The 16748-nt window shown below is 62.3% G+C and carries 20 protein-coding genes; 16 read left to right on the top strand and 4 right to left on the bottom strand.

Going from position 1 to position 16748, the window contains the following annotated elements; genetic code table 11:
* Positions 1 to 5: 5 nt before the first annotated feature.
* Complete coding sequence (locus AC3A3X_RS08725) at positions 6 to 1397, bottom strand: DUF1254 domain-containing protein (protein WP_487582635.1); 1392 nt, start codon at positions 1395 to 1397, stop codon at positions 6 to 8.
* A 315-nt stretch (positions 1398 to 1712) separates the two neighbouring features.
* Here AC3A3X_RS08725 and AC3A3X_RS08720 point away from each other — a divergent pair, with 315 nt between their 5' ends.
* The 14 genes from AC3A3X_RS08720 (at position 1713) to AC3A3X_RS08655 (ending at position 13612) form a co-directional block, all read left to right on the top strand.
* On the top strand, positions 1713 to 2063 hold the full coding sequence (locus AC3A3X_RS08720) for a hypothetical protein (protein WP_487582634.1): 351 nt from the start codon (positions 1713 to 1715) through the stop codon (positions 2061 to 2063).
* A 437-nt stretch (positions 2064 to 2500) separates the two neighbouring features.
* Entirely contained in the window at positions 2501 to 2857 is a 357-nt protein-coding gene (locus AC3A3X_RS08715) for a hypothetical protein (RefSeq protein ID WP_487582633.1), read from the top strand.
* A 20-nt stretch (positions 2858 to 2877) separates the two neighbouring features.
* Positions 2878 to 3342: a hypothetical protein gene (locus AC3A3X_RS08710; protein WP_487582632.1), complete on the top strand. Its 465-nt coding sequence runs from the start codon at positions 2878 to 2880 to the stop codon at positions 3340 to 3342.
* Complete coding sequence (locus AC3A3X_RS08705) at positions 3339 to 3848, top strand: hypothetical protein (protein ID WP_487582631.1); 510 nt, start codon at positions 3339 to 3341, stop codon at positions 3846 to 3848. Before AC3A3X_RS08710 ends, AC3A3X_RS08705 begins: the two co-directional genes overlap by 4 nt.
* Positions 3849 to 4055: 207 nt before the next feature.
* Positions 4056 to 4649: an energy transducer TonB gene (locus AC3A3X_RS08700; RefSeq protein ID WP_487582630.1), complete on the top strand. Its 594-nt coding sequence runs from the start codon at positions 4056 to 4058 to the stop codon at positions 4647 to 4649.
* Positions 4650 to 5828: 1179 nt separating this feature from the next.
* Positions 5829 to 6668, top strand: a complete 840-nt coding sequence (locus AC3A3X_RS08695) for a TonB family protein (RefSeq protein WP_487582629.1) — start codon at positions 5829 to 5831, stop codon at positions 6666 to 6668.
* Between the two features lie 761 nt (positions 6669 to 7429).
* Positions 7430 to 7618, top strand: a complete 189-nt coding sequence (locus AC3A3X_RS08690; RefSeq protein ID WP_487582628.1) for a hypothetical protein — start codon at positions 7430 to 7432, stop codon at positions 7616 to 7618.
* Positions 7619 to 8321: 703 nt separating this feature from the next.
* Positions 8322 to 9146, top strand: coding sequence for a S1 family peptidase (locus AC3A3X_RS08685; RefSeq protein ID WP_487582627.1), 825 nt, complete (start codon positions 8322 to 8324; stop codon positions 9144 to 9146).
* Between the two features lie 67 nt (positions 9147 to 9213).
* Positions 9214 to 9741 carry a hypothetical protein gene (locus AC3A3X_RS08680; protein ID WP_487582626.1) on the top strand — a complete coding sequence of 176 codons (528 nt, stop codon included), beginning with the start codon at positions 9214 to 9216 and terminating at the stop codon, positions 9739 to 9741.
* Between the two features lie 325 nt (positions 9742 to 10066).
* Positions 10067 to 10507, top strand: a complete 441-nt coding sequence (locus tag AC3A3X_RS08675) for a hypothetical protein (RefSeq protein ID WP_487582625.1) — start codon at positions 10067 to 10069, stop codon at positions 10505 to 10507.
* A 194-nt stretch (positions 10508 to 10701) separates the two neighbouring features.
* The gene (locus AC3A3X_RS08670) at positions 10702 to 11013 is read left to right on the top strand and encodes a hypothetical protein (protein WP_487582624.1); all 312 of its coding nucleotides are present in this window, start codon (positions 10702 to 10704) and stop codon (positions 11011 to 11013) included.
* Positions 11014 to 11428: 415 nt separating this feature from the next.
* Complete coding sequence (locus tag AC3A3X_RS08665) at positions 11429 to 11836, top strand: hypothetical protein (RefSeq protein ID WP_487582623.1); 408 nt, start codon at positions 11429 to 11431, stop codon at positions 11834 to 11836.
* Between the two features lie 316 nt (positions 11837 to 12152).
* Positions 12153 to 12902 (top strand): methyltransferase domain-containing protein, encoded by a 750-nt coding sequence (locus tag AC3A3X_RS08660; protein ID WP_487582622.1) that lies wholly within the window; start codon positions 12153 to 12155, stop codon positions 12900 to 12902.
* A 71-nt stretch (positions 12903 to 12973) separates the two neighbouring features.
* Positions 12974 to 13612, top strand: coding sequence for a class I SAM-dependent methyltransferase (locus AC3A3X_RS08655; RefSeq protein ID WP_487582621.1), 639 nt, complete (start codon positions 12974 to 12976; stop codon positions 13610 to 13612).
* Between the two features lie 47 nt (positions 13613 to 13659).
* On the opposite strand, the gene AC3A3X_RS08650 is transcribed toward AC3A3X_RS08655, so the two are convergent.
* The gene (locus tag AC3A3X_RS08650) at positions 13660 to 14226 is read right to left on the bottom strand and encodes a DUF1579 family protein (RefSeq protein WP_487582620.1); all 567 of its coding nucleotides are present in this window, start codon (positions 14224 to 14226) and stop codon (positions 13660 to 13662) included.
* A 142-nt stretch (positions 14227 to 14368) separates the two neighbouring features.
* Here AC3A3X_RS08650 and AC3A3X_RS08645 point away from each other — a divergent pair, with 142 nt between their 5' ends.
* Positions 14369 to 15256, top strand: a complete 888-nt coding sequence (locus AC3A3X_RS08645; protein WP_487582619.1) for a helix-turn-helix domain-containing protein — start codon at positions 14369 to 14371, stop codon at positions 15254 to 15256.
* Between the two features lie 83 nt (positions 15257 to 15339).
* Positions 15340 to 15627 (top strand): DUF6916 family protein, encoded by a 288-nt coding sequence (locus tag AC3A3X_RS08640; RefSeq protein ID WP_487582618.1) that lies wholly within the window; start codon positions 15340 to 15342, stop codon positions 15625 to 15627.
* On the opposite strand, the gene AC3A3X_RS08635 is transcribed toward AC3A3X_RS08640, so the two are convergent.
* Both AC3A3X_RS08635 and AC3A3X_RS08630 read right to left on the bottom strand, forming a co-directional pair.
* On the bottom strand, positions 15624 to 16112 hold the full coding sequence (locus AC3A3X_RS08635; RefSeq protein WP_487582617.1) for an N-acetyltransferase family protein: 489 nt from the start codon (positions 16110 to 16112) through the stop codon (positions 15624 to 15626). The genes AC3A3X_RS08640 and AC3A3X_RS08635 overlap by 4 nt on opposite strands.
* Before the next feature lie 90 nt (positions 16113 to 16202).
* Positions 16203 to 16742, bottom strand: a complete 540-nt coding sequence (locus tag AC3A3X_RS08630) for a phage tail protein (RefSeq protein ID WP_487582616.1) — start codon at positions 16740 to 16742, stop codon at positions 16203 to 16205.
* Between the last annotated feature and the right edge of the window lie 6 nt (positions 16743 to 16748).

Raw genomic sequence — 16748 nt, 5'->3', positions numbered from 1 at the left:
CCGAATCAGCGGGCCCGGGTCACTGCCGGAGGTGTCCAACGGCCTTCCGTGATCGCAGCTTCCGGCCAGTACGCACGGATATAGAGCGAGAACTCGTCCGCCGGTGCCGGCAGCCAGTTGCTCTCCTTGTCGGGACCGGGCGACGCGTGCTGCACGTACAGCGTCAACGAGCCGTCCTCGCCGAGCTTGAGGTCCTTGTTCTTGGTGCCCACGCCGAAACGGTTGAGCGCATTGGGCTCGAACAGGTGGTGCTTGTTGTATAGCGTCAGCGACCAGAAGCCTTTCACCGGTGGCGTCTGTCCCATCGGGAACGTCACCGTATAGGCGCTGCCGCCGGCCCCGTTGAGCCGCGTGCCGTTGGCGTCCACGTCGGTATAGACGTAGCGGGTTTCGTTGGGCGCATTGTCGTAGATGTTGGACTTCGCCGATGCCGTGCGCGAGAGGTAGTCGAAGCCCCACCGCGCGCCGTTGGGCGGAGACGTCCAGCCATTACCGACGGGCCGGCCATTGTTGCGGAACTCGAACAGCGGCGCGATGACGTCCTTCTCGGTCGCCACGGCAATCCGGGTCAACTGCTCCTTGATCTTCGGATCCTTCGCCGCCGCGCCGAGCAACGACTGGGCGGTCGAATACAAGGCTTCCTCGCCGGGTAGCGGCGGAACGCCCTTCATGACGGCGGGTAGCTCGTCAAAAAACTTCTCGGGCAAGACGAACTTCATTTCGCCCGGGCCTTCGACCTTCGGCGCCGGGAACACCGGCGTATTTGACCAGTCCTTCGTCTTCATCGTTCCGTCGAACTGGGCCAGCGGGTACAGCACCACCTGGTTGACCAATGGACGCACGATCGCGCGGTCCTCGGGCGTGTCGTCCATGAAGACGCGCGGCAGCACCGCGACCAGATCGGTCGATGCACGGCACGTGGCATTGATGCCCTTGGGCACTTCGCCCTTCCAGTTCGGTCCGACCAACAGATAGAAACCGGGCTTGGTGCCGTACTGCTGGCCGATGGAGCAGAACGACTCGGTGCGTGAATCGGCCATCTGGTAGACGAAGAAACGGTTACCGAAATCCGGCACCTGGATGACCACCGGCTGCGTGTCGAGGTGCTGATAGCCGGCCCCGTAGACAGTGTCCTGGTTGGGACAGGTAACGAACTTCTGGTCGGCCTGGATGTAGTCGGTCAGCATGCTGATCGACCCCGGCGGCGCCACTGGCAACACGCCGCCGTTGCGGCCGGGCTCGGGCAGATCCGCAAGGGCCATTGCGCGGTTGTAGTGGTTTACCAGCGGCCAGCCCCACACGTAGATCATCCGGCCCATGGTTTCGATGTAGCCCGGCGTCATCACCGTGCCGGATGGAGTGCCTGCAATGTCGGCCGCGGAGGTGGGAGCAGGCACCTGTGTCGGCGAGACCATTTCGGCGGGCGCGACTTTCGTGGGCGAGGCGGTTGATGGGGGCGGTGCCTCAGTGCGCTGGCAGCTGGTGAGAAGCACGGCGCCAGACACGAATGTCGCGACGGCGATATGCAGTGAACGCATGGCCTTCCCCTCGTAACGGTCAACTGACACGGAGCCGGATCCGGTGGCGAGGACATGCCTGGTCATCGGCGGTAGCAGATATCGACCTCATGCCCTCGCAGGGGTGACAGTGGTGTGAAGTCCGCTTCGGCCCGTAGCGGTCATAGAGCGGGCGGTACGGCCGAGGCGGTGCTAATGTCCGCTTTCGACCCTAAGCGGACGTCGATGGCCCCGGATGAGAGATCGCTTCTGGCCGATACTCGTGTTCAACGTTGGGGCGCCTCTTGCATGATCTATCGCATCGAGAAGGATGACCGGAAGCCTGGTGAGTTCCGCGAATACCAGTACCGAATCTATGCAGAGAACACGTTAGTGGCCCGCTACTGGCACGATTTCCGAGGTGACGAACACGGAATAGCGTTCGTCGATGGCCGTAGCTACGATTGGCCTGTGGGTCGGATGGTGGATTTCATGGAGGGAAGTGGCCCGTCGCCGCTGGCACTGACCGAACGTGCCCAAGCCTATCTCCGCGAGAAGTTGAGCTAAGTGCTGGATGTCCGCTTCTGGGATCGCCTGAGGCTGACCTACTTCACGGCCACCTATCTGACCGAGGGGCGTTCCCCTCTGGGACAAAGCTCAATCGAGACCTGGTTGTTCTGACCAGGGCTGGATACAAGAAGGCGTACGGCAGGGATCCCCTGGTCTTTCGGAACCGCCTTGAGCATGAGCAGTTCAGAACGCGCGCACTGCGGCTCTTTGAAGCGCGGGAGAAGGCCCGGGCATTGTGATGGTCGCTGGGCCTGCCGGTCGAAACTTGGCCAGGCGGGCAGTCCGTTGCAGCTTGCATTCGCCTGTTGATACATTGCAGTGGGGGAGAGCTGCGCGTTCGTCGAAGCTCACGCACACAACATGGGGGCGTCATGGGGAAGCCGTTGCCGGGTAGGCAGGGGGTAGTTCGGGGTGGCTGCAAACTCTTGGCGCTGATGTTGGTCGTCCTGTCGGCCAGTTGTCAGTCGGTCCCCCCGGTCTGGTACCAGGCCGGAGCGCATGCAGAGGGGCAAACCGTCACTGTGAAAGTCGCGCCCAATGCCATCTTTCACGAGTTGGACGGCAAGGAGCTGGCGGATCCGTACACCACATGGAACGGAGGCTACGCCGCGGTGCGAGAGATCAGGATCACGCCCGGCAAGCACACCATCACCGGCAGAATGGCGCATGGCAACATGGTCACGCCTTACCGGTTCGACGAGGATTTCGAGGCCGGCAGCTACCTGATCTCGGCGAAAATAGTCGGCTATGGCATGACGCCGCAGTTGCAGCGCGTGGAGTCGAACGAATGAGGACGTGGAGATCGAGCGGATTGGCCTTGCTGATCTGGGCCTTGGCTGCCACCCAGGCGTCGGCGCAGCAACAGGAGTCCTGGTCGAAATCATGGGACCTGGCCGACGGTGCCCAGGACGCGGTCGTCCTGAACGTTCAGCCGCCGCAGAAGAAGGGCGTAATGGCTCGGGTCCTTCTCGCCCCTGCTGACAAACTGCTCGTCGACGAGATCGATGGCAAGACGTCGCCCCGCAACCTGATGCTGGACACGCGAGTACTGGATGAGGTGCGCCTGCGTCCGGGAAAGCACAGGGTGTTGCTGCGCGTGGTTGGGAAAGACGGATACGGCTATGCGGATATCTGGTTCGTTGCGGAACAGGGCAAGACCTATTCGGCTCGCTACGACTTCGGAAGCTACCGGACATTCCGCGCTTGGATCGAGGACACCGCGACGGGTGAACCGGTGGGTGGCATGACAGGATCAGAGGACGAACCTGCAACGTGACTGCACCTTACTTCAACACCACGGAGTTGCTTGTGCCCAAGAAGATAGCTGCCTTCTCATTGATGACACTGCTGAGCGCATGCGCAGTGGCTCCGGTGGCAACGCCTCAGATCGACATTCCGCTCGGAACGGCAATCGACCAGACGTCCACACTTTGGGCGGATAACACAAACGGTCGGTACATGTTCATCAAAAAGGTGGATGAACGAAAAACGTTCAAAGTCACTGACAAGAATCCCCCTTATTCGGTAACGGTCATGCCTGGCCGCCACGTTCTTTCGGTTCACATCAATGATTTTTCGAATCCGTACCCCTTGATCGACAAGTACGCGAACATGGATGTTTCAATCGACGCGGAATCAGGAAAGAACTACGTCCTGAGGATGATTTCCGATGGGCGCAGCGTATCCGTCGTTGCAGAGAGTATCGACAAGAGGTTCTGCCAGTACGTCGTAGTCGGGCCGCAGTTGAGGGGATACCTTCCGGTCCGATTGGAATGCAGCTAGTCGGTCGACGAGCCTTCGCGGTGGCAATACCGCCTCTGGCCGGAAGCAGACTGAACAGCCTGTTCCCCGCTTGGTTGCGATCTCGCCCCGAAGCTCTGGCTGGGTTCGGCGAGGTGGCTAGTGGTGTAGCAGCATCGGGTTCGGCGACAAGTCAGCGTAGTTGGTTGAGCATCTGCAAGGCTTCTTGGGAATGGACGGGGGGATACATTGATTCGTGAAAAACTCATCCTGGCCCTGCTGGTCACAGTGCCGGTGACGGTCCTTGGGCAGCAACCGGAGGCGGCGGCGCAGCGCCTTGACGACATCATGGTCTTCGCCGGCACTGCGCACTACCCGCAAGCGTTGGCAGACAAGGGCATCCAGGGTCGCGTGGTGCTCTCAACTGAAATCCGTCCCGATGGCACGCTCGGGCCTGCAGTACTCGTCGAGCCATCCGGCTCAGCCGAGCTCGATGCAGCTGCAGCAGAAGTGGTGTCGGGTTTGAAGGCGAAGCCCCAGGCCGTCGTGACGCCGATTCTCTTGCCGGTGTTGTTCTACAAGGACAGCGTCAGGAGCCTGCCTTCCAAGACGTGTGCCCAGTTCAACGCGGACTACGCCTACTTCGCCTCCACGTTGCCGACCAGGCCGGTTGGTGACATGAACATTTTCGACATGGCGGCCGGCGTGGCAATGGCCGGCGGCGACATCAACCTGTCGACAATCGGCGGACTAAAGGCGGCTCCGGAGAAGACAGCGGCAGCCTGCGCAAAGCGGCCGCAGAGTGCGTTCATGAAAGAGTTCGTTGCAAGCGTGCACAAGTGAGCTCGAGCCATCGGGCTTGAAGAGGCCAGGCATACGCAAGTGAGGGTGTCGAGCTCCCGTGCCGCCTCACTTGGCTCGCGACGGAGCGGTAGAGCTTCTGCCGTGCGCCCGCGTCGCTACCGGTGGTGCCGGCATGCCCTGTTGCCTCACGGATGCTAATGTCCGCTTTCGACTGCGGTTTCAACCGGTCAACCTAGCAGCGCGCTCGCTCTCCGGATCGCGCGCACATCTGCATTTTGAAGTTCGTTTGAGTGTTGGCATCTCGAAACGTTCGGATCGGCTATGCGGAGCCTTGCTGGCCCGCGTCAAGAGCCATAAGCTCGTGCTGTATCAGGGAGTCGCCGGGCCGGAGTCAGGTGTCCAAGCAGAGGGAGCTCCGTCTGATCGAAATTCGCACAGGGGAAGTCAGTGAATCCACGAGCAGTTTGCCTGGTCACCATCGCGGCTGCGTTGTTGTCGCCGGGTTGCGGCACGCACTATGTGCCCCCTGCGTCAGGTCCTACCGCGAAGGTCAGGATTGCGATCGACAGCGACGACTATTTTGTGTTGGCCGCCACCTTTTCCAACGCAAGCTGCAAGGGCAGGTCCGTGATCGGGATAGTAGGGGCTGAAGGACGTTGGGTAATGCCAGGCTATGCCGAGAACAGCACACTCAAGATGCTTGGTGGAACCGATAAGCCCGACGCAAAGCGGAAGGAAAGGAAGGTGGTAGCGGGGCAACCGTTCACTGTTGCCTTCAGGACTGTCGGTCCGGCAGTTCCTAAGCGCGTGGAGGACAGCAGTGTAGGGTCGTGCGACTTCGCAGTTACCCTGACTCCACTGGCGGACAGGCAGTACGAGCTCATGCATTCGGTCCATCAGGGAACTTGTCATCTTGATGTCAACGAGCTGTCTCAGGCCGAGGACGGCACTGTAGTAAGGACTCCAGTGGAAGGCGTGGAGCCATCCGCGTGCAACTACATGTGACAGGCAGCGGAGTTGGGCGGCATGCCGGAGGCCGAGCTCGACCAGGCGCGCATGTGGCTTGAATATTGACCAAAAGACAGATTGTGCGTCGGGTCTTGCGGCTGCAAGCGCGCCCCAAATAGGCTAACGCGGCCGCAATCGCATGTGACCGGTGGTGGGGACCGCCGCACTCAATGTCAAAATTCCGGGGAAGGGATGAAACTCGACAGACGCTTGTTTGCGCTCGGCCTTTCGCTGTGCATGCCGGTGGCATGCGCCGAAGCATCATCGCAACCTGCCGCCGCCGCGTCCGTATCGGGCAGATGCGCGCCGGCCAATCCGATGAAGCCGCCGCAGTATCCAGACGAGGCGTCCAAGAAACTGTCCGGTACGACCGTCCTGGTGCTCTCGCTCGACACCTGCGGCGTAGTGAAGTATGTGCAAGTCGAGTCTTCGTCTGGACATGCGCAGCTCGACGCTGCCGCAGTGGCTGCAGCACATGGTTGGGTATTCTCGGAAGGCGAGGAGCACCGGCGCGTTCGGGTGCCCGTGGCCTTCACTGCCGATGGCCCGCCGCCCTCACCATTGTCCGAGGAGGCCGGGGTGGCGGGTGTCAAGCCGAAGCCCGCCGCCAGCATCGAGCAGATGCTGGCGCACTACGACCGGATGCAGTTCTCGCCCGTGCAGAAGCCTGCGGCCGACGGCACACTGCCGGCATGGATCGATGACCCGCTGCCCTTGGACTTCCCGACGATTGGCGAGAACCTCGCCAGGCTTGCACGCGAGGGCGAATCCCAGCCGGAGGCGGACCACATCCGCTTCTACAACCTGTACGACAACCTCCGCATGGAGACCTACGAGGTCTACGACGATGCGGGCTGGCCGTGGGCACCGGCGCTGGTCAGGCGCCGCTTGGTCAGCGACGGCAGCCGGGCGTTCTGGGCGAGCTCGGTCATGTGCGAAGGCAAGCATGAGGCATGCAGCGAGTTCGACAGAATGATCAGAGACGGCGCCACCCGTCAGAAGCCAACGCCGCCACCGCCGGCGCCACCGGCTGCCCGACGCGGGCGATAACCCTTGCGCATCGCCAGCCGCGTAGCCCTGCGCGCCAATGGCGTATCACGTTCAGCATTGACAGGGCATCGGGGCGCTCATCCATCGGGATCAGTTGACTGGGGGGCGTGGCTAATGTCCAGTTCCGACCCGTTGCTGTCATTGGCACCCGGCCCTCTTGTAAAAGATCTGGCCGGATCGGAGGATGGCTGGCCGGACGCTAGGGCTGCCCGGCCGGAATCATCCAGGGGAATCCATGCGGCGCTTTCTGATATTGCTCATCGCAGGTTTTGTGGGCCGGGCCACTGCTGGGGAGCTCTCGCCTGTGCCAGAGACGACCGGCCCGACTATTGGCTACTCGACTGTCGAAGAAGCCTTGGAATCACTGCGGTCAGACACCGAGATCGTTGAGCGTGAGCAACAGGGTTGGCTCCTCTTCGAGGACAGGCGGCAACTCATACTCTGGTCATTCGTACCGAAGGGTCACGCCGCATTTCCCTCCGTAGTGAAGCGGCAAGTCGTCAAGAGAGATGGCGCAATGCGCATGGCGACGAGTGTGCATTGTGAATCGAGCAAGCAAGCGTGTGATCAGCTCGTCCGCGACTTCGGGCAACTCGACGAGCAGATGAAGCAGGCCATAAAGGCAGAGAAATCGAGCCCAGCGAGGTAGGGGCTGAGATGTCCGCAAGTAGCCGATAGCGGACGGCCGGGGATCACCCAGACGCCGGGACGGTGCTAACGTCTGCCTCCGGCCAAAGCGGGCCTTTGAATGAGGTGGAGTTATGAACGAGACGGTTGATGTCCAGCTCTCGCCGGACGAGCTCCGGTATCTGATTTCGTGCGGCGCAGCGCTCGTTCAGAACATTCTGGAAGGTTCGTTGCCGACCTATTGCCGCTTCAACAAGACGCAGACCATCGCCTTCTCAGCTCGCATGCGCGATCGGCTCGATGACGTCGGATACGATATGTAAACCGTTCGCTTTCGACCCATAGCGGTCATTGGCCAAGGCGTTAGTCATCATATGAAGCTCCTTGCAGCTTTGGGATTGGCAACTTTCTTATCCGGCTGCGCTACTTGCGCGGGTGGTGTTGCTGGCGTCGAGCAGCGCGATCCGTATGCCGGCGGTTTTTGTGAGGCCACACTGCGAGTCTCAGGTGACTTTGGGTTTGAGGGTATCGGCCACTTCAACCACTGCTTCTACAAGTCTCGGGACTTCGGCCAGTGCTACGGCATGTCCGTCGCTCCATCCGGTTCAATCGCTGCTTGGCAAGATGGCTCAACGGGTTCCATAGTTGCCTATCGCCCTGGCTGGGATAGTCCCAGGGTCCTTCTCAAGACCTTTTCCAGCTCGTTGGAGTCGGTCGTATGGGATGAGGCTGTTGGCGCTGTTGGCGCTGTTGTCGTCAAGGCGTGGGAGCATCCAGAGACTTACAAGCTCGCCATCCCGGGTTGTGGATAACATCATTCAAGCCGACATCGCTCCGCGGCGGCTTAACTCAGTCGTTGGCGAATGGCCCTGGCCGAGAGCGGACATCAAGTGCGATTGGAGCGGGCGGGTGGTCGAGCCGGTGCTAATGTCCGCTTCCGACCCGAAGCAGACATGTCGAACTGGGCATATCGCCAATGGGTGCCTCGGGCTCGACAATGAGCGTTCCTGACAACGGATGTTGCAAATGCGTCATGCTGCCTTTCTCCTTCTACTGACCTCGTTCGGCGCTAACGCAGTCGTCATCCGTGACGACGTCCCGGACCTACAGTATCGGATGGCTGTATCCGACTTCCCGGCGCTGGCGGATGTTCCTGGCGAGGGTCATGGGGTCCTCATCGCACCCCAGTGGGTTATTACGGCTGCCCACGCGGTCAGCTGGCAGCACTCGGTGGATGTGGTCGTTGTCGGTGGCACTCCCCGGGCCGTCAGCCGCGTCGTCATCCATCCGGGCTACAAGAGGGCGCCCCAAGCGATGATCGACGCCGCGATGAAGTCGGGTGACTGGGCGGCTTTCTTCGACTTCACCGCGTCGTCCGACGACATCGCGTTGATCCAGCTCGCCGAGCCGGTTCGCGACGTTGCACCTGCACCGATCTACAACGGCTCGGCATTGGGAAAGATCGTTCGGATCATGGGGCGGGGAGCCACGGGAACCGGCTCGAAGGGACACCATCTGCACGGCCCAAACCGGACCGACCTGCGCCATGGCTACAACGAGATCACTGTCTCGGGAGGCAGATGGATCGGATATACATTCGACAAGCCGCCGAACGCGCTCCCCCTCGAGGCGACGACCGGTAGTGGGGACAGCGGCGGGCCGATCCTGGTCTCCGTGGACAATGAGTGGCGCGTTGCAGGTATCGCTGCATGGAAGCATGCCGAGGTCAACGGCACGGAAATCTATCCAGGCCGGTATGGGGAGACCAGTTACGGCGTGCGGCTGAGCCACTACGCCGACTGGATCGAAACGACCACGACGACGGTCAGTGCTGCCGGGAAGCCGCGCTGAGCATCGACACTCCGGTAGTGCAAGATCTCGATCCCTACGGAAAGCGCCTGCGTACGTGAGAAGGAACATGCAACGATTCATTGCCATGGCCGCGCTCCTTTGCCTCACTGGCGCTGCCCGTGCCGACTGGGTCGAGCTCGGCGCCGCAACCTATTGTTCGCCGGACGGGAAAGGCTTTGTGCTGGTCCCCATGGCGGTGACCGACGACGAGGCAACGACCATTGCGGCGCCGGAGGGCTATCAGGTCCTTCCATTGGGAGAAGATCAGGCGATCGTCTGCAAGGTAGGCTCAAGTCGTTTGGTTCTGCAGATCAGTAGGTATGGCCCTCAGGAACGCGGCGCAGGACAGGGCTCGGGAGTGATGTTGATCTCCAGCCTGACGATTGGCGGATCGGCAGTTCTGAAGGACGTCGCCAACTTCAACTGGAAGGTGTTGGATGAGCGCGTGCTGACCTCGATCTCTGTCAAGCCTGCGGGAGGCCATTTCGAGTTGGCGTTGTGCAGGTCCAATGGATTCGACTGGCGCAGTGCTTACGCAAAACAGCAATGCGAGATCGAATTGGTCGGCAAGCGGGCACCTGAGGCGCACGACTAGAGCGAGCTCAAGCCAGCTTCGCGGTGATGACGTACGCCCCGTTCCTGGCCGATGGCGGACATTGGGAGCCGGCAAGGTCGCCGCCCCGGTGCTAATGTCCGCTTCCGACCCGAAGCGGACGCTGTCCAGCGGTACTGGGTGCTCGCTATGCGACGTTCCGGCTGGGTCACCGATCCGCGCTCTACGTGGCTTGTCGGCCGGGTCGGCTTGGCAACAATCGAAGCGTGCCAAGAGGAGAGAATCATCCGCTGCACGATGATAGGACGACGGTCGAGAGAACGATCGAACCAGCACGCATGGGCTACGCGAGAGGAGAAAGACCGGTATGAAGCGTTCGCGCAGGCTCGTCCTCCTTTTCGGGGCGGCTATCGCAGCAAGTTCAACCGCCTGTAACCAAACGAAGGAGATGGATCCGCTTGTCAGGTGCGCGGAGTTTACGTTTCGCGTCGCTGACGACGAGCAAATCATGCAGGCCAGACAACTAATGCATCAAGCTGCCATGGAAATGCCCGGGGGCTTTGAGGATGAGCTTCCGAGGTGGGGTGTTCGCTCCACGATCAGCCTGCCAATGGCATCTTCCAAGTTTGTTCTTACGTCGATTGATGGCCGGTATTCGGATAAGTATCGCCTAACCGTCCTTCATATCGCTGGCGGAACACCGACTCTGGAGCACAATCCAGGGCGTGAAGGCGAGTGCACAACTGACGTGATCGTTTCGGAGTTCGCCAAGCTGCGAGGCAAGTTCCTTAGCAGATGGGGCGAATAGCGCACCGGGCGACTCGCTCAAACCGGCCGCTACGCCGAGTCGCGGAAATCAAACGTCCTCCACTTCTAATCGACCGCAGCGCGGCCCAATTGCAATGACCGCTTCTGGCCGCTAGCGGTCATAGGGGGCGGGCGGAACGACCGATGCGGTGCTAGTGTCCGCTTCCGAGCCATGGCGGCCACCAAGGAGAGGATGTGGTTGAGGTCATTGCGACGCGGTTGCTGCAGTACAGCGCGAAAGGCCACCCCGAGCGACACGATATCGAGATTCGGCTATACGCCCCATTCGAGGTGCAGGAAGGCAGCGTGAACTTCGATATCGGTGATGGCGTTTCGGGTTGCCGTTGGGAAGTTGTTGGGCTTCCGGAGAAGTTCGATCACGTGATCTATGGGGGCGACACACTCCAAGCGCTTCAACTTGCTTCGGACACCGACCCGATTGTTAGAGCGCTTGCAAAGAGGTACGACCTCTTCTGGCCCTCGGGTGAGCCGTACTTTGAAGACTGATCGCCGGCCTTTGTCCGCTTCTGGCCGATAGCAGTCATGGGGCGGCCGGGGCGGTCGAGCTGGTGCTGATGTCAGCTAAGCGGCCCTTTCGTCGTTCATCCGCCCCGGCCGACAGGGTCCGATCATGCCGGCTTGCTAGCCGGACCGAGCCTGCCTAAGCTCAAGCCGAATCCGGGGGCGGAGGCACACCGTGATCACCGCCATTCAATATCGAGTCGGCTGAAGGGGGGCTCAACATGTCTATTGGCGTCGTAGTTGTCTTTATCGTCATCCTCGTTGCTGCAGCGGGAACTTACGCTGCGCGAAAGAAGAGAAACGAATAAGGGGCTGAAACCGCTTCTCGACCCAGGTCCGACCAGCTTTCGGCCGTGCCGCGAACCCGATGTCCTTCGACGGTCCTTCCGAGGAGATTCCCATGCAAGGCATTGCACTCACCGTGCTCTTCGCGATGCAGGTAGCGGTACACCAGTCCGCACCGCCAGAATCTGTCTTGCGCAGAGAATCTCCGCGCGCCCCGCTGCCTGACACAGAGGTGTCCGATGCGGTCCACCGGCAGGTCGATCCCCGCAGTCGGCAGGCGCTCGCTTTCCTCGACGCGTACGGAACGCCTTCGCAAAAGCAGATTGCCGAACGCGGCTGGCCCGTGGCCCATCTTCCGTTGCCCGAAGGGCTTGTCCGGCACAAGCTCAGCAGCCGAGAGGCCATCGATGATCAGCCGTATGTCTTGCTCGTCGACACAGAGCGGGAACTCATGTACCTGCTGAGGCAGGAAGGCAACGCTGCGATTCCGTATGGCCCGATCGAGTACCCCCGAGGCATCTGATCTGCCCAACTGCCTTGGGGTAGGGGCCAATGACCGCTTTCGACCCAAGCGGACACTCGAAGTCTACTTTGGGCCTGTCATGCGTGAGGTTGTTGGTGGACCCAAGACCTTCTCATGCACGTCGGCCAAGGGGGATGAATCGCCTCTTCATGGCGCCATCTATAAGGTTTCATTAGATGGGGATACTGACATGCATTTCTGGCTGCAGTGATCAGACACCGAAGCCCCTTGGTCCCGCCCCATTCATGCCTGTTGACTTCGAGTAGATGCGTGGCTGATTCCGACCCATAGCCGCCATTGCGAGCTGGATATACCCATGACAGTTCCCGGACCAGATTTCACCTTGCGCCTGCTGACCGATGCTGGAATCAGCAGTGGAATGCGCGTGCTCGACGTAGGCTGCGGATCAGGTGACGTTGCGTTCCTCGTCTCGCAACTCGTGGGTGGCCATGGTCGCGTCATCGGGGTCGATCACGACGACGCGGCGCTTGCCATCGCGCGCCAGAGAGCCGCGTCGAGCCGGATCGCCGCCGAGTTCGTCCAAAGTCGTCTGGCGGATCTGCCAGACTCGATCGGTACCTTTGATGCCATCGTGGGGCGGCGAGTGCTCATGTATCAGGCCGACACGATTGGGGCGACGCGTGCGTTGGCGCGTCACCTTCGACCGGGCGGGGTGATGGTGTTCCAGGAGCACGACACGACGATGGCTCCGGCGAGCCTGGATGCCTTCCCGCTGCACAGGAAGGCTCAGGGCTGGGTGCGTGAGATGATTGCGCGCGAAGGCGCAGATCTCCACATCGGTTTCAATCTGCACCGGATACTGACAAACGCTGGACTGACGGTTGAATCGGTGCGAGCCGAATGTCTGGTGCAAACGCCTGATGCGCCGTACGGCCTCGGTCACATCGTCCGAGCGTGCTTGATGCGCATCGTTTCCCTCGGTGTCGCGACCGCGGACGAAGTCGACGTGGAAAACCTGCAGTCGCGCCTGGACGAGGAGCGCGCCGGGTCCGATGGAATCTATATTGGCGATGTGATGTTCGGCGCATGGGCCCGAATGCCGTAGTTCCGCCCAAAGCGGAAACTCCCCATTTCGCAGTAGCGCGACATGGGAGCGGACCAGTAGAGGAAGCACCGATGCAGGATTATTACGCGGCACGCGCAACCGAGTACGACAAGGTCTATACGAAGCCGGAGCGCCAAGCGGATCTTCGACAGATCGAACGCTGGTTGCCTGGCGTTCTTGCTGGTCGCTCGGTGCTCGAGATCGCATGCGGCACGGGATACTGGACACAAATCTTCGCGCCCCGCTGCTCGCGTGTCGTTGCCGTCGACTCGTCCGCAGAGACGATTCAGGTCGCCCAATCTCGCGTAGCGCCAGGGAAGGTGGAGTTCGTCGTCGGAGATGCATATAGCCTTCCGGTTCAGCCCAAGCCGCTCGGCGCAGGTTTCGCTGGCTTCTGGTGGTCTCACATACCCCACGCAAGAGTCGGCGAGTTTCTCCGCGGTTTCCACGCGGCGCTTGAACCCGGCGCACCTGTGGTGCTTGTCGACAACCGCTTCGTCCCTGGCAGCAGCACGCCCATCACCGAGCAAGACGCTGAGGGCAATACGTACCAGACTCGACTTTTGTCCGATGGAACATCACATCGAGTGCTCAAGAACTTCCCCTCCAAGCGGGAACTTCTTGCCGCGGTTTCTCCCCTGGCCACTGGGCTGCGCTACCACGAGTGGGAGTACTACTGGGCACTGGAGTACGCTACGGCTGCGCCCTGACAACACTGTGCGGGCAATGGCGCCATCGATGTGGTGCCACGTCGCCATCAGCGGCGCGAGTACGCCAGTTCGACCACCTGGGTTTCCTCGCCGCCCCTGGTCTCGAAATACCTGGCCACAAGGTGGTTCCGGTCCACGACTTGCAGGTCCTCGCGCGTCGGGACCACCGTTCCGTCCGCAGCCGACATGCTGCCCTTGAAGCGATAGGTCATGGCGCGCTCGTCGCGTACGCCACGCAGGACCAGCAGGTCGGTGAAGTGCACGTCCATCCAGCTCGCAAAGTAGGTGCGCGTGACGTTGTCGTAGCCGATGACGCCGATGCCCTGGAATGGCGGGCTCGAATCGATGCGCAGATCCTGCTGCAACGCGCGGCCTGCGAGCACGACGGTGAACTGCGCCGTTCCGGTGTCCACCTGCGGCGCCTTTCCGGCGATCAGCCAGAGCGATTGCTTCACGTTCCACTGGCCCGCCAGCGCGGCAAGGCGCAGATGCTCTTCACCGACTGTGCCCGCAGCGCGGGAAAGAGGATCGGACGGCGTGCCTGCGCCGTCTTGAGCCAGGGTGCCCGTGCTCATCAGGGCCAGGGCGAACGCGATCGGGATGCAGGTTTTCATCGTCTCTCAGGGGGCGTTGTCGGAAGGTGGGGCGATGATGCCGCCCGGTCTCCAGGGTCGCGAGCACGTTCGGCCGTTGGCAGCACGAAAGGATGACTTTCGGGCCTTCGTTCGCCCGTGTCGCAGTGGAAACATGCGGGCCATGAGCGATCCGGACCGACCTTCCTGTTATCCGCCGACTCCTGCGCAAGCCATCGCCGGCGCCTTGCCTGGGGGCAGGCTGCCGCCGCTCGACGTACTGGTCTCGCCGGTGCCCTCAGGGCGATTCGATTCACCGGTCGATCACCGTCACGTGCTTTGCCTGCATCTCGGCGCACCTGTGCCGGTCTCGTACCGGGCCGACCGCTCCGAGCGTCGCGGGACACGCCTGCACGGCCAGTTCTGCGTGGTACCCGCCGGTTCGAGCACGCGCTGGACGTTGTCGGCGCCGGCCACATCCCTGCTGTTGAGGCTGGCGCCCGCGCAGCTGCTGGAAGCTGCCGATACGCTGCGCCTTGCGCCGGACGCGTACGACCTCGCGCCTGCGATCCATGTCCGCGACCCTCAGATCGAACGCATCGGCTGGATGATGCAGCGCGAGAGCGCGGAAGGTTATCCGTCCGGCCGCCTCTTCGTAGACGGGCTGGCTTGTGCACTTGCGGCCCGCCTGCTCGCATTTCGACCGTCGAAGCTGCAGCGCACCGGCCGCGCTGCGGCGATGCCGGCGTGGCAGTTGCGGAAGGTCGTCGATTACATCGAGGCGCACCTGGACGAGGACCTTGCCCTTGCCGGGCTCGCCGCGGTCACGGGGTTCAGCGTTTCGCACTTCAAGGCCCTGTTCAAGAACGCGGTTGGCGTGCCTGCGCATCGCTTCGTCATGCAACGCCGCGTGGAACGCGCGTGCCAGCACCTGGGCCAGGGTCGCCTGGGCATGACGGAGATCGCGCTCGCGACCGGATTCGCGCACCCCAGTCACATGGCCCGCTGCATCCGGGCGATGCGCGGAGCCGCTCCTGCCCACATCGCGCGAGCAAAGACACGGGGCAACTGACGCCGCGGGAGCGGCGCCTTGTCCGTCGCCACCTCCCTGCTGCACACTTTCGTTCGCGGCGCAGGGGCGTCGAAGGGGATTCGATGGAACTGCTTACGGTGGAACACTTCGCGCGGCATCTGAACGAAACCTTCGCCGCCGATCTCAACGACATGGAAGTGCCGTTCGTGCTGGTCGAGGCGCGGCCACTGCCACAGCAGGCGCCGCTTCCCCGCCCGCCGTTCTCGCTGCTGTTCCGCAACGGCTCTTCCTTCCTGTTTCCACAGCAGATGTACCGCATGCGCCACGACGCGATGGGCGAGCTTGGCCTCTTCCTGGTGCCGGTCGCGCGCGAGCGCGACGGATTCCTCTACCAGGCCATCTTCAACTAGGCGATCGCATCGCCCGGTGCGGGCGTCCAGTTCATGCGCCAGTAGGCGCCCTCGTCGGCCTGCAGGCGGAAGCCCAGGCGCGCATACAGCCGCTGGGCGCCGATGTTGTCGGCACGCACGTGCAGCGTCATCCCGCGACCGCGGGCCACCGCGTCGACCTGTGAGGCAGCGATCAGCGCGCCACCGATGCCGCGGCCGCGCCACTGCGGCATCAGGCTGATGTCCACTACCAGATCGTTGCCAGGACCCTCCTCGCGCAGCAGGTAGTAGCGGCCGATGGCGCGGGCCTGGTGCTCGACGACCAGGAAGTCGGCGGCCGCGTAATGGGTGAGGTAATGCAGGTGCTGCAGCTCGAACTGGCTGCCGAGGAACTGCGCGCGCAGCAGCGCAGGCAGGCCGGCCGCATCCATCTCTTCCTGCCTGGTGCTGGCGTACAGCGCTCGCAGCCATGGCAGGTCGTCGTCGTGCGCGGGCCTCAGGGCCACGCCCGGGCGGGCAGGGCGCTGCGTCCATCCGGGAGGCGAAGCGCGGCCCGGCGCGAAGCCGGGCCGCGATGCGGGTGATGCCACGGCGCGTCAACCGAAGTTGGGGAACACGCCCTGCAACGCGATGCAGAAGTTCACCGCCAGGTACGGCTGCCGGTTCTCGTGCGGTTGGCTGCCGCCGTTGGGCAGGACGCTGGTCGCGGCGAATCCGGCGTTCGGCGCGGCGTCGCGGACGAAGGGCAGGTTCGTGGTCGACTGCGGGATGCCCAGATTGCCGTTGGCCGTGGGCTGGTCCGAGCGCTTGGTCGCATCATTCTGCGCGTACAGGGTGAACGGATGGATGTGCTGCGGCATCTCCAACTGCGTCAGCGTGACGCTGTTCTCGCCGAACGTCTCGCCGATGACACGGGGTGTCAGGCCGGGTGCCTGTCCCTGTTCGCAGGCGGCGCGGTTGGCGAAGTTGGGCAGCATGAAGAACGACTTGCCATCGCCACCGTACTGCGTGCCCAACAGGGCGAACAGTGCGGTGTTCTGCTGGATCGGAATCCGCGTGCCGTTGCACTGGGCCCAGTTGACTGGCGCGTAGTTGAAGCCAAACAGCTGAATTTCGCCGATGTAAGGTTGGGTCATGGTGTC

It is taken from the genome of Lysobacter sp. Soil_N_23 (assembly GCF_057656135.1).
This window is presented reverse-complemented; position numbering and strand designations above follow the sequence as displayed.